The 12189-nt window shown below is 68.2% G+C and carries 12 protein-coding genes and 1 pseudogene; 5 read left to right on the forward strand and 8 right to left on the reverse strand.

The window, feature by feature from the left end; genetic code table 11:
- The coding region (locus AN233_RS02395; RefSeq protein WP_058365276.1) for a Cdc6/Cdc18 family protein at positions 1–869 on the reverse strand (869 nt) is incomplete at its 3' end.
- Positions 870–1531: 662 nt separating this feature from the next.
- Between AN233_RS02395 and AN233_RS02400 the strand changes: the two genes are divergently transcribed.
- Both AN233_RS02400 and AN233_RS02405 read left to right on the forward strand, forming a co-directional pair.
- A complete protein-coding gene (locus AN233_RS02400; RefSeq protein ID WP_058365268.1) occupies positions 1532–2020 on the forward strand; it encodes a hypothetical protein in 489 nt (162 codons plus the stop codon).
- Positions 2021–2181: 161 nt separating this feature from the next.
- The gene (locus tag AN233_RS02405) at positions 2182–2592 is read left to right on the forward strand and encodes a MaoC family dehydratase (RefSeq protein WP_058365269.1); all 411 of its coding nucleotides are present in this window, start codon (positions 2182–2184) and stop codon (positions 2590–2592) included.
- 48 nt (positions 2593–2640) lie between these two features.
- On the opposite strand, the gene AN233_RS02410 is transcribed toward AN233_RS02405, so the two are convergent.
- From AN233_RS02410 to AN233_RS02425, 4 genes are all read right to left on the reverse strand, one after another.
- Positions 2641–3663, reverse strand: coding sequence for a 3-oxoacyl-ACP synthase (locus AN233_RS02410; RefSeq protein ID WP_058365277.1), 1023 nt, complete (start codon positions 3661–3663; stop codon positions 2641–2643).
- A gap of 34 nt (positions 3664–3697) precedes the next feature.
- Positions 3698–4858, reverse strand: coding sequence for a branched-chain amino acid ABC transporter permease (locus AN233_RS02415; protein WP_394326197.1), 1161 nt, complete (start codon positions 4856–4858; stop codon positions 3698–3700).
- A 169-nt stretch (positions 4859–5027) separates the two neighbouring features.
- Positions 5028–6050: a branched-chain amino acid ABC transporter permease gene (locus tag AN233_RS02420; RefSeq protein WP_058365270.1), complete on the reverse strand. Its 1023-nt coding sequence runs from the start codon at positions 6048–6050 to the stop codon at positions 5028–5030.
- Between the two features lie 54 nt (positions 6051–6104).
- Positions 6105–6770 carry an ABC transporter ATP-binding protein gene (locus tag AN233_RS02425; RefSeq protein ID WP_058365279.1) on the reverse strand — a complete coding sequence of 222 codons (666 nt, stop codon included), beginning with the start codon at positions 6768–6770 and terminating at the stop codon, positions 6105–6107.
- Between AN233_RS02425 and AN233_RS02430 the strand changes: the two are divergent.
- A pseudogene (locus AN233_RS02430) lies at positions 6723–6896 on the forward strand (ArsR family transcriptional regulator); the annotation flags it as partial. The gene AN233_RS02425 and the pseudogene AN233_RS02430 overlap by 48 nt on opposite strands.
- A gap of 21 nt (positions 6897–6917) precedes the next feature.
- On the opposite strand, the gene AN233_RS02435 reads toward AN233_RS02430, so the two are convergent.
- From AN233_RS02435 to AN233_RS02445, 3 genes are all read right to left on the reverse strand, one after another.
- Positions 6918–7619 (reverse strand): helix-turn-helix domain-containing protein, encoded by a 702-nt coding sequence (locus tag AN233_RS02435; protein WP_058365271.1) that lies wholly within the window; start codon positions 7617–7619, stop codon positions 6918–6920.
- A 119-nt stretch (positions 7620–7738) separates the two neighbouring features.
- Positions 7739–9370 carry an AMP-binding protein gene (locus AN233_RS02440; protein WP_058365272.1) on the reverse strand — a complete coding sequence of 544 codons (1632 nt, stop codon included), beginning with the start codon at positions 9368–9370 and terminating at the stop codon, positions 7739–7741.
- Positions 9363–10178 (reverse strand): alpha/beta fold hydrolase, encoded by an 816-nt coding sequence (locus AN233_RS02445; protein ID WP_058365273.1) that lies wholly within the window; start codon positions 10176–10178, stop codon positions 9363–9365. Before AN233_RS02445 ends, AN233_RS02440 begins: the two co-directional genes overlap by 8 nt.
- 107 nt (positions 10179–10285) lie before the next feature.
- Between AN233_RS02445 and AN233_RS02450 the strand changes: the two genes are divergently transcribed.
- Together AN233_RS02450 and AN233_RS02455 are read left to right on the forward strand one after the other, a co-directional pair.
- Entirely contained in the window at positions 10286–11332 is a 1047-nt protein-coding gene (locus AN233_RS02450; RefSeq protein WP_176696615.1) for a thiamine pyrophosphate-dependent dehydrogenase E1 component subunit alpha, read from the forward strand.
- The coding region (locus AN233_RS02455) for an alpha-ketoacid dehydrogenase subunit beta (RefSeq protein ID WP_245625976.1) at positions 11325–12189 on the forward strand (865 nt) is incomplete at its 3' end. The genes AN233_RS02450 and AN233_RS02455, both read left to right, overlap by 8 nt.

Genomic DNA, 12189 nt, shown 5'->3' on the forward strand with positions numbered 1-12189 from the left:
GTTGCGCGGCGCGTGTGCTCCTCGGTGACCCGGCGTGACCCCTCCATCCGGGCGTACTCGCCCGCCTTCTCCAGGATCTTCAGCCCCTGTCGGACGTCCCCACGCTCCTGCGCGGAGAACGCGGCCGCGAGCGGCACCACGTCGTCCGTGAGTACGCCGTCCTTGAACGCGATGTCGGCGTAGTAGCCGAGGATGTCGCGGAGCTCGTTGGCGTCGTACGGCCCGAACTTGATCTCGCGCTCGCCCAGCGTCGACTTCACCTTCGGTTCCAGCGCGTCGACGAACTTGAGGTCGTTCGAGATGCCGATCAGCCCGATCTTCGCCTCCTCGATGGGGGTGTTCTCGCTGGCCTCCGCCCGCGGAAGTTCATAGAGAAAGTCGTTGCGAGCGTCCGGCGGGATGTTGTCGATCTCGTCCAGAATGATCAGGACGTTGCCGCCGACGGCCTCGATCTCCTGGTAGAGGAAATCGAAGACGGTGTCGGTGCTGTATCCGCTCTTCGGGAGTTTATCTTCGGGTTCGCGGAACTCGTTAACCAGTCCGTTGACGAGCCGGTAGGCGGACTTGTAGTTGCGGCAGTTTATCGGTCCCACGACCTCCAGCGGAACGGCCTCCTCGTCAGCTTTCTCCAACAGCTTGTCGCGCACCCACTTCGTGACGGCGGTCTTCCCGACGCCGGTCGGGCCGTAAACGAAGACGTTGTTCGGATCGTGGCCGACGACGACGTCCTGCAGGGCGTTGATGTAGAGGCCGATCTCGTCGTCGCGATGGAAGATCGTGTCGGGGTCGAAGGTGTCCTTCTTCAGCGGTTGTTTCAGTTCGAAGATGGGGTCCTCGGCTTCGAACGGATTCTCGTCGGTCTCGACCATTCGTCGTACCCATACGACTCGTCCATCATAAATCCTCGCCACCACCCTACAAGTGTTTCAACTGTTCTCGAGCGGCCGGCGATAGAACACACACACACCACCCTGCAAGTGTTCTTGGTGGGAGATGGTGGGGTGGGGATAATGAGATGGGAGACGAGCAACCGAGATCCACCGTACAGTTACTGAATTTGTACGCTCACGCCATCTACCGTACAGTTACCGAGTTCCGGATCTCCTCTTCTTCTTCGGTTTTTCACACAACACACACTACAGGATCAGATCTATATTTTTATTATATGCTTTTTGTTCAGTAGTGTTATTGCCGGATCAGCTCAAGGAGAAACAGACTGTAGAGGCTCAGTACCTCCTGTTTTCTACTATATGTGAGTCATCTCGTGTGGAGATACATCTGATTTATAAGACTCTACTCCCGTTTCTTTTCAGTTCTGTTCTCCAGTAGACGACGGATTCCGTCGACGATACCCGCGCCACCACACCCACCACACCACACCCACCCCCACCCTCCTCCCCCAAGAACACTTGCAGGGTGGTGTGTGTGTGTCCGTTCACCGACTCCGTTCGATCGCTCGGCTGCATCCGTCGAGCCAGTTCCGTCCGCCGGGGAAGTTCTTTAACCACGGCCGCGGTACGTAGTTCCAGCTATGGCCGCAGAGAGCCGGGACGACGGCTGGCGGCGGGATCCGCCGAGCATCGTCGCTCGGGTCGTCGGCGACCTCCAGGGCGGCTCCAACGACGCGGTCGCTCCCGACCTCGTGGCTGAGGTCGTCGACCGCCACTTCGATATCGACGAGGAGGAACTCCGCGCACTCGTCGACGGACTTCAGGACCGCGGGGTACTCGAGGACCACTACTCCGACTGGCGGAACCCCGCACAGCCGACCTGTGGCGTCACCTCGCTGTGGTCCGCGAAGGACGCGGTGGCGGACGTCATCGACGATCAGGACGACGGCGCGGGCGTCCGCGGAACCGCGGTCGTCGAACGCGCCAGCGAGGCAGAAGATGTCTCCCCGTACGCGGCCGAAGTCGCGCTGTTCAAGCTCTACTCCGAGGGCGAAGTGTATGCGGCCTCGCCCGCCGACGGCTCCACGGCCGAGATCGGCGACTCGCGCTGGAAGCTCGTCGACTTTTAACGGCGCGTCTCGCTTTCGAGAGCCACATCTCGCTTTCGAGAGCCACATCTCGCTTTCGAGAGCCACATCTCGCTTTCGAGAGCCACATCGATCCATCAGCTGTTCAGGAGGTTCAGCGTCGAACCTCCGGCTTGAACCGACGGGAGCGCGTTCACACGGACATGCCCGTCGCGACCACGGACGACACGGCGACCGCCGAGCGCACGATCACGGCCGAGGCGATCGACGCCTTCGCGGAGATTTCCGGCGACCACAACCCCATCCACACCGAGGAGACGTACGCCAGCGAGACGATGTTCGGGGGCCGGATCGCTCACGGAATCCTCTCCGCGGGCGTCATCAGCGCCGCGCTCGCGGAGCTCCCAGGAGACGTGATCTACCTCTCGCAGGACCTTTCGTTCGAGGCGCCCGTGCGACCGGGAGACCGGGTCGTCGCGACCGCGACCGTCGTCGAGGAACTCGGGGGCGACCGCGTCCGCGTCGAGACTACCGCGGCGGTCCCCGACCGCGAGGAGGAAACAGTGCTCACCGGGGAGGCGGTCGTGCTCTCGGTGCTTCACGAGAGCGAGTGAGCGCTTCACGAGAGCGAGTGACCGGGAGCGCGCAGCACCCGGAGTCGCCTACGCTCGCCAGCGGAGCGCGGTCGCGGCCCACGTGTAGCCGGTCCCGGCACCGAGCAGTAGCACCACGTCGCCGTCGTCGATCCGCCCGCGTTCGAGCCCCTCCTCGACCGCGAGGATCTGGTCGGCGCTCTGCACGTGACCGTAGCGGTCGAGGTAGAAGCCGTCCTCGGCGGGATCGACGCCCAACTCCTCCAGCACGCGCTCGTGGAACGACCGCTTCATGTGGGTGAGCGCGACGAACCCCACGTCCTCGCGCGCGAAGCCGGACCGATCCAGCGCCGTGTCCGCGACATCCAGAAACGCCGGGAGCGAGACCGGACCCAGCCGCTCCTTCATGCCGTCGGGATCCGCCACGTCGAGGGCGTGCTCGCCCGCGGCGACCGTTTCCTCGCTCGGCGGGGCGACGGACCCGCCCGCGGGCATCACTACGTCCCGGGAGAATGAGCCGTCGGTCTTCGCGGCGCTTTCGTGGACCGTCGCGCGGGCGTCGTCCCCGGCATCGGCCTCGAGGACCATCGCGCTCGCGCCGCTCCCGAAGTTGAACATGAACGACGAGTCGGGGTTCGCGTAGTCGACGAGGTCCTCCTCGCGACTCGCGGCCACCAGCAGCGCGGTGTCGACGTGGTCGACCTGCAGCTGCGCGGCCGCCTGCCGGACGGCGATCGGTGCCCCGGCACAGAGCGTGTAGCTCTCGGTCGCGAAGGCGTTCTCGGCACCGAGCCGGTCGGCCACGTCGGCCGCGGCGCTCCAGACCACGTGGTCTTTGAACTCCGAGCCGTGGTACAACAGCAGGTCGACGTCCGCGGCGGCCACGCCGGCGTCCGCGAGCGCCTCCTCCGCGGCCGCGACGGACATGTCCGAGGCGTGGTCGGCGTCCGGCGGACAGACGCGCTTCTCGACGACGCCCATTTTCTCGACGACGACCGCCTCGGGGATCCCGCTCTCGGCGGCGATCTCCTCGCCGGTCACGACGCCGTCCGGGACGTAGGTGCCGAGACCCGTGAGGCCGACCGTCGTCACGCCGACCACCACCGAGAAGAACCGACGGCGGCCGTCACGGCGACCACCTCCGCAACCGCTCGGCGGCGGCCTCCGCGACGGTCCCGCCGAGCCGGTCTCGGAGCGTCCCGAGCAGACCGCGCGGAACGAACAGCACGAAGGCGATGAAGATCAGGCCGAGGTAGAGCTCGGCGCGGCCGTCGATCAGGACGTTGACGACCGCTACGACCTCCATGCCGGCCACGTCGGCGGTCAGCAGCGACTCGGGGAGCGTCTCGCGGAGGTAGCGCGCGAGGCCGCCCGACTCGGTCGTCAGCATGTCGCCGACGGTCTCGTGGAACAGGTGGCCGTACAGCGGGCCCGCGAGCGTCCCGAACCCGCCGATGATCGACGCCAGCAGCGCGTCGGCGGTGACGAACAGGTCGAACGTGCTGGAGGGCGCCACGGAGCGGCGGTATCCCGCGAACAGCGCCCCTGCCACCGCCGCGAACGCGCCGCTGATGGCGAACGCGCCCATCTTGTAGCGGAAGGTGTCGTACCCCACCGCTCGGGCGCGGTCCTCGTTCTCGCGGACCGCGACCATCACGCGCCCGAACGGCGAGTGGAGCACGCGCTGGAGCGCGAGGTAACACACCAGCGTCACCGCGCCGATCAGGTAGTAGGAGAGCTCCGCGGTGCCGAGCTCGATCCCGAGCCCGAAGGCGTTCTCGACGCTGTCGCCCACCAGCCGACCGATGCTCCACTGCAGGTCCTCGACGCCCGGCACGCCGATCGCGAAGCCGTCCGGCGACGTGACCGCGGCGCCGTCGCGCGGGTTGTCGGAGACGCGGTCCCAGTTCCGGATGAACACGTGCGCCACCTCCGCGAAGCCGAGCGTCACCATCGCGAAGTAGACGCCGGTCAGCCGGAAGGAGACGGAGCCGACGAGGAGCGCGAACGCCGCGCCCAGAAGCGCCGCCACGACGAGCAGCGTCATGAAGGGGGTCTCCGCCCCAACGAGCGGGAGCGCGCCGTTGGCGGCCATCACGACGAGGTACGCACCGGTGCCGTAGAACATCGCGTGCCCGAACGAGAGGTAGCCGGTGTAGCCCGACACGAAGTCGAAGCTCATCGCGAACAGCCCAACGTAGAAGACGGCGATCATCGTCCGCACGCGCGGCAGCAACACCGCGAACTCGTCGCCGAGCGGCGATCCGATCAACGATCCGTACACCAACGGGTAGAGCCCGAACGCGAGGACGACCGCCGCGTGGACGACGTGGTCGCGCAGGTAGCTGACCGCGGCCTCCCGCGGGCCGTCCGGCCGGTCGATGCGGTCGTCGGTGGCCGCACCTGTCGACTCGTTCGCTTCAGTCGACGCGTCGCCCGCGCCGTCGGCGGGGTGACTAATGGCCGCCCACCTCCGCGAGGCCGAACAGGCCTTGCGGCCTGACGACGAGCACCCCGACGAGCACGAGGAACATCACCATCTCCGGAAGCCCGGGGAAGGAGACGTGGTTCTGGAACACCCACGTCATGGTCGCGTCGGTGAACCCGACGAGAAGCGCCGCCACGACGGTGCCCTTGAACGATCCGAGCCCACCGATGATGACGACGATGAAGCCGATCAGCAGCGTCTCGACCCCGAGCGGGACCGAGGCGCCGTATCGCGGATCCCACATCAACATCACGCCGGCGACGCCCGCGAGACCGGCACCGACGCCGAAGACCACGGTGAACGCCTGCCTGATGTCGATGCCGAGCGCCTGCGCCATCTCCGCGTCCTCGCTACCGGCGCGAATGTAGAGCCCGTATCTGGTCCGGGTGAGGAAGGCGGCGATGGCGGTCACGACGAGCGCCCCGACGAGGACCTCGAAGAGGTAGAGCCCGCGGATGCTCACGCCGGCAATTTCGTACCACGCCGCGAGGAAGTCCGGGGCCGTCCCGAGCGCTGCCTGCCAGTCGCTCTGCGGCTGCATACCCCGCAGTTCCACGACGATCCGCGCCACCTCGTCCAGCACGAGCACGACGCCGAAGGTCAACAGGATCTGGAACAGCGGCGCGCGGTCGTAGATGGGCCTGATGATCGTCCGCTCCATCGCCGCGCCGAACGCCGTCATGACGCCGAAGACGGCGGCGATGGCGAGGAAGAACAGCACCAGCCGCGTCAGCCCGCCGGTCTCGCCAGTGACGGCGACGACCATCACGACGCCGCCGAGGTACGCGCCGATCATCGTCAGCGATCCGTGCGCGAAGTTGAGCACGCCCATCAGCCCGAAGATGAGGCTGAGTCCGCTGGCGATCAGGACGAACAGCGCGGCCTTCGAGAGCCCGTCGAGCACGACGCCGACCAGCCCGCTGAAGAGGTCGACGACGCCGCCCTGTAACAGCAGGTCGGCCGACACGAGGGCCGCACCGAGCGCGCTCATGCGGACGGACACCTCCTGAACGCGCTCATGCCGACAGACACCTCCTGAACGCGCTCATGCCGACAGATACCTCCTGATCGTCTCGTCGTCGCGCGAGACCCCTTCGGTCGACCCCGCGTCGACGACGGTGCCGTGGTCGAGCAGGTAGTACCGGTCCGCCAGCTCCGTCGCCAGCGGGAAGTTCTGCTCGACCAACAGGACGGTCGTCTCCTCGCTGACGGTCCGGATGGCGTCCGCGACCGCCTCGACGATGAGCGGCGCCAGCCCCTCCGAGGGCTCGTCGACGAGCAACAGGTCGTTGTCGCCCACGAGGCCGCGCGCGATGGCGACCATCTGCTGTTGGCCGCCGGAGAGGTCGCCGGCCTCCTTGCCGCGGTGGTCCTCCAGCTCCGGGAACGTCGAGTAGGCGGTCTCGAACGCCTCGGGCACGTTGGCGGACTCCGGCGTCGCGATCCGGACGTTCTCGTCCACCGTCAGGTGGGTGAACATCCGGCGCTCCTCCGGCACCCAACCGACGCCGCGGCGGGCGATATCGTGGGTCTCCTCGCCCGTCACGTCCTCGCCGCGGAACCGAACCGACCCCTCGCGGGGCGGCGTGAGGCCGAGGATCGAGCGGAGCGTGGTCGTCTTCCCGACGCCGTTGCGCCCGATCAGCGCGACGACTTCGCCTTCCTCGACGTCGGCCTCGTCGAGAAACGGAAACGCACCGAACGCGGGCAGGACGGGACGTACACCTACTACCGCGCGACGGTGTTCGGCGAGGTGACGCTCACCGAGGGTGTCGACGAACTGATCCGCGGCGAGGCGGAGTTCGAGGAGCTGTACGACACGTCCACCGAGGGGTAGCCGCACGAACCGCGACGGCGGTCAGTTCAGGTCCTCCAGCGCCTGCACGACGCTCCGGAGCAACTTCTTCTCGCCGCGGCGCATGTTCTTGGAGACGGCCGCGGTCGAGACGTCGAACTCGTCGGCCAGCGTCGAGAGGGTGGCCTCTCGGGGCGACTCGAAGTAGCCGGCGTCCGCGGCGGTGGTGATCGTCTCCTCCTCCACCTCGGAGAGGTCCCGGCAGGCGTCGAGCAGCGTCGAAGCGGCGTCCGCGTGGTTCATGATCTCGAACAGCTGGTCCAGCTCCAGCTCCGAGCGGCGCTCGATGTCGAACTCGTTGCCCTTCTCGAGGTCGACGACCGCCTCCTCCGCGGTCGCCTCGTCGTCGAAGCCGACCTGCCACAGCTCCGACCCGTCCTCGATGTGGAACGGCCCGGTGATGTAGCCGTCGTGGCCCGTGATCGTCGACATCGCGTTCGTCTCCTCGATCACCGTCCGGATCACGGCGGTGCCGTCCTGCTTCGAGAACAGCCGATAGTCGCTCATGTTCGGGTGCTCGCGCAGCGCGGTGAGCCCGGCGTCGAGCTCCCAGCGGTCGGGCGCCTCCGCGATGAGCCGGGTCTCCAGCTGCTCGGCAGCCGTGTCGAGCTGCCAGTGCATCGTGGAGAATGCGACCTCGTGGTCCGCGCTGGTGTCGATGAACGGGCAGTCGAACTGCTCCATGTCCATCGTGAGGTCGATCATGGCAGATCGATATCGTTACTCCGTGATAAGTCTGTGTGACGGGTGCGGATCGCCCCACATCGCGGACGCTCGTCTCGCTCTCGCCGGGTCTGCGGCGTGACGGCGCTCCGCGTCGCCGGTCATTCCCCGCCCTCCCCGTCGGCGCCGAAGCGGTCCGCGATGGCGGACCGGTCGATCTTCGAGGGGCCGCTGGTGGGCATCTCGTCGACGAACGCGAGCGCCTTCGGTACCGCGTAGCGCGCGACCCGGGAGGCGAGGTGCGACTCCAGCTCCGCGAGCGTGAGCGACTCGTCGCCCTGCACGACCGCCTTGCCGACGGTGCCCCACTTCTCGTCCGGGACGCCGATCACGATCACCTCCTCGACCTTCGGGTGGTCGGCGACGGCGTCCTCGACCTGCGGCGGGTAGACGTTCTCTCCGCCCGAGACGAACATGTTCTTCTTGCGCCCTTCGATGTGGTAGTAGCCGTCCTCGTCCACGCGCGCGAGGTCGCCCGTCGACACCCAGTCGCCGAACGTCTCGCGCGTCTCCGACTCGTTGTTCCAGTAGCGGTCGCCCGCGGCCGGCCCGGCGAGCTCCAGCTCACCGATCTCGCCGAGCCCGACCGGCTCGCCGCGGTCGTCGACTACACGGGCGTCGACGCCGAGGGCGGGGACGCCGACGCTGTCGGTCTTCTCGGGCGGGAAGTCGTCGGGCATCGCGAAGTTGTTCGGACCGCACTCGGTGAGCCCGTACCCCTGCGAGAACTCGATGCCGCGGTCGCGCCACTCGGCGATCACCGCCTCGCGGCACGGCCCGCCGCCGCTCTTGACGAACCGGAGCGTCGAGAGGTCCGTCTCGCCCCAGTCGTCGTGGTTCGCCATCATCCGCAACACGGCGGGGACGCCGACGAGGACCGTCGCGCCCTCGCGCTCGACGTTCCGGAGCACGCGCCCGGGGTCGACCTCGGGGGCGATCAGGAGCGTCCCGCCCATCTGGAGGAACGGCACCGTGAGCACGTTCCAGCCGCCGGTGTGGAACATGGGGAACAGGAGGGGGGTCACATCGTCCTCGCGGAGCCCCCACGCCGTGATCGTGTTGAAGGAGTTCCACTGGATCGCGCCGTGGCTGATGACCGTCTCCTTCGGCACGCCGGTGGACCCGCCGGTGTGGAGGAACAGGTGGGGGTCCGCAAGCGCAACCTCGGGGCGGTCGACCGGCGAGCCGTCGTCGGGCAACTCCTCCGTGTAGGGCGTCCACTCGTTGTCGCCGTCGCTCGGGATCGACCGCACCGCGGGCTCGGCGTCAGCGCGCTCGATGGCGTCGATGGCGTCGCCGACGAACGGCGTCTCCACGAGCAGCAGCGTCGGGTCCACGTCGCCGAACACCGCGGCGAGTTCCCGCTCCGCGAGCCGGTGGGAGAGGGGCGCCAGCACCGCGCCGATCTTCCCGGTCGCGAGGAAGAGGTCCAGCAGCTCGATGCGGTTCCGGGAGACGACGGCCACGCGGTCGCCCGTCTCGACGCCGCGCTCGCGGAGGTACCGCGCGGTGCGGTTCGCGCGTTCCTCGAGGTCCGCGTAGGTGTGCGTCTCGCCACTCACGGCGTCCTTCACCGCCACACGGTCGGGCGAGAGGGTGGCGCGGCGCCCGGCGAGGTCGCCGACCCAGTCGTACCCGCGGGCGGCGTGGGGATGCGGTCGCGGGTCGTCGGTGCGGTCGCGGCCACCTCCCTCGCGGCCGCCACCGGGCCGCGGCGGCGAGTTCTCAGACATGCCCCTCCAGGAACTCGCGGACCCGGTCGTTCACGCGCTCGCGCTCCTCGATGAAGAACAGGTGGGACCCGCCCTCGACCGCCTCGAACGTCGCGTTCGGGAGGACCTCGGCGAGCAACTCGCCGTTCTCGAACGGGAGCACGCGGTCGGCGGTGCCGTGCATCACGAGCGCGGGCTGGCGCAACTCTCCGACCCACTCTGACGCGTCGAACGCGCCGACGGCCGCGGCCTGCGCCTCGCGCCCCTCCGGGCCCGCGTCGCCCGCGAGTCGCGCGTCGACGATGTCCGCGACGAGGTCGGGTTCGCGGTCGTAGAAGTCGTCGGAGACGGCCGGCTTCATGCGGTGTCTGATCGTCTCGCGCTCGTCGTCGCCCTCGGGAACCGAGAAGATGTGGTCAAGCACGTCTTCCGGTGTCGGGACCGCATCCCCACCGCCCGGCGTGGTACACAGAAGCGTCAGCGTCGCGACGCGGTCGTCGTCGCGCGCGAGTCGCTGGGCGATCATCCCACCCATCGACGCGCCGACGACGTGGACCCGGTCGCCGCCGTCGAGTCCGCTGTCGTCCAGCACCGCAGCCGCGTCGGCGGCCATTTCCCCGATCGTGTACGGCCCCCCCGGCGTCTCTGAGTCCCCGGTTCCCCTGTTGTCCGGTCTGATAACCCGGAAGCCGGGCGTCAGGTCATCGGTCAGCCAGTCCCACATCCACCGGCCGTATCCCAGTCCCTCCAACAGGAGGAGGGCGGGCGCGTCCGGCGGTCCGTCGACGGCGTAGTCGATGCGGACGCCGTCGGAGTCCGTGCTCGGCATGCGTGTGAGAAGGACCCGCTCCCGCATCAATCCGGAGATTCACATGTGAACCCTCGCGAGAAGCACCCGAACGAACTTATATAATTGAATGTGAACGTTTTCGTGCAATGGTAGCACTAACCAAACTCCGCGAGCTGTACGCCGACATGGTGACAGCCCGCCGGTACGAGGAGCGGCTTCAGGAGGAGTACCTGGAGGGCAAACAGCCCGCGTTCGACATCTCGGCCGGGCCGATTCCCGGTGAGCTTCACCTCGCGGCCGGACAGGAAGCGGCCGCGGTCGGGGTCTGTCACCACCTGCGACCGTCCGACACCGTGACGGCGCCGCACCGCCCGCACCACGTCGCCATCGCGAAGGGGGTCGACCTGAAGCGCATGACCGCGGAGATATTCGGCCGGGAGACGGGGCTCGGCAAGGGGAAGGGCGGCCACATGCACCTGTTCGACCCCGACGTGAACTTCGCGTGCAGCGGCATCATCGCGCAGGGCTGTCCGCCGGCGGCCGGCGCGGCGCTGGCGGCGAAAAAGCGCAACGAGGACGCGGTCGCGGTCGCGTTCCTCGGCGAGGGGGCCATCGACCAGGGCGGGTTCCTGGAGTCGCTGAACTTCGCGAGCGTCCACGACCTCCCGGTCGTGTTCGTGGTCGAGGACAACGACTGGGCGATCAGCATGCCGAAGGAGCGCGTCACGGACGTCGAGGACGGCTCGAAGCGCGCCGACGGCTTCGACATGCCCGGCGTCCGCGTGGACGTCGACGACGCGGTCGCGGTGTACGAGGCCGCCGGCGAGGCGGTCGGTCGCGCCCGGGACAGAAACGGTCCGACGCTGTTGGAGGTGCAGGTCCACCGCCGCATGGGCCACTTCATGGGCGACCCGCAGACGTACCGCTCCGACGCGGACGAGGAGGCCGCGCTCGCGCGCGACTCGATCGAACGTCTCGAACGGGAGCTGCGCGACCGCGGCGTCGACGACGCGGAGCTGAACGAGGTCCGCGAGGACGCCGAGACACGCGTCGAGGAGGCCATTTCGTGGGCGAAGGAGCAGCCGCACCCCGAACCTGGGGCCGCCCACGAGGACGTCTTCGTGAACCCGCCCTCGGGCGTGACCGACAGCGAGCCCGACTTCGAGCTGGCGGGGGTGAGCGGCGATGAGTGACGCCGCCGAGTCGGGCTCTCGCGAGGTGGTCGACCGCGAGCTGACGATGAGCCGCGCGATGGTGGAGGCGATCGCCCACGAGATGGCGGCCGACGACGAGGTGTTCTACATGGGCGAGGACGTGGCCGACTACGGCGGCATCTTCGACAGCACGCAGGGGCTGCTCGAGGAGTTCGGCCGCGACCGCGTGATGGACGTGCCGATCAGCGAGACGGCGTACCTCGGCGCCGCGGTCGGGGCCGCACAGGCCGGAATGCGCCCCATCGCGGAGCTGATGTTCGTCGACTTCTTCGGCGTCGCGATGGACCAGATCTACAACCAGCTCGCGAAGAACACCTACATGAGCGGCGGCAACGTCAACGTTCCAATGGTCCTCACGGCCGCGGTCGGCGGGACGTACAACGACGCCGCGCAGCACTCTCAGACCCTCTACGGAACGTTCGCGCACCTCCCCGGGATGAAGGTCGTGGTGCCCTCGACCGCCTACGACGCGAAGGGACTGATGCACAACGCGATCCGCGACGACGACCCGGTCGTCTACATGTTCCACAAGCGCCTGATGGGGATCGGCTGGATGCCGGCCCCGGACGGGCCGAAGACGCCGGTCCCGGAGACGGACTACACCATCCCGTTCGGGAAGGCGGACGTGAAACGCGAGGGCGCGGACGTGACGGTCGTCACGCTCGGGCTGCACGTCCACCGGGCCCTGGAGGCGGCCGAGTCGCTCGCGGCCGAGGGGGTCGACGCCGAGGTGATCGACCTCCGGACGCTCGTCCCGCTGGATGTCGACACCGTCGTGGAGTCGGTCCGCAAGACCGGAAAGTTGGTCGTCGTCGACGAGGACTACCGCTCGTTCG

The sequence above is a fragment of the Haloparvum sedimenti genome (genome assembly GCF_001462205.1).
GTDB lineage: Archaea > Halobacteriota > Halobacteria > Halobacteriales > Haloferacaceae > Haloparvum > Haloparvum sedimenti.

What these genes read in the sequence shown, in the direction of transcription:
- AN233_RS02445 (WP_058365273.1), bottom strand. Translation starts at nt 10,178, where the DNA reads ATGCCGAGCACGGACTCCGACGGCGTCCGCATCGACTACGCCGTCGAC.
- AN233_RS02440 (WP_058365272.1), bottom strand. Translation starts at nt 9,370, where the DNA reads ATGTCTGAGAACTCGCCGCCGCGGCCCGGTGGCGGCCGCGAGGGAGGT.
- AN233_RS02400 (WP_058365268.1), top strand. Translation starts at nt 1,532, where the DNA reads ATGGCCGCAGAGAGCCGGGACGACGGCTGGCGGCGGGATCCGCCGAGC.
- AN233_RS02405 (WP_058365269.1), top strand. Translation starts at nt 2,182, where the DNA reads ATGCCCGTCGCGACCACGGACGACACGGCGACCGCCGAGCGCACGATC.
- AN233_RS02435 (WP_058365271.1), bottom strand. Translation starts at nt 7,619, where the DNA reads ATGATCGACCTCACGATGGACATGGAGCAGTTCGACTGCCCGTTCATC.
- AN233_RS02450 (WP_176696615.1), top strand. Translation starts at nt 10,286, where the DNA reads ATGGTAGCACTAACCAAACTCCGCGAGCTGTACGCCGACATGGTGACA.
- AN233_RS02420 (WP_058365270.1), bottom strand. Translation starts at nt 6,050, where the DNA reads ATGAGCGCGCTCGGTGCGGCCCTCGTGTCGGCCGACCTGCTGTTACAG.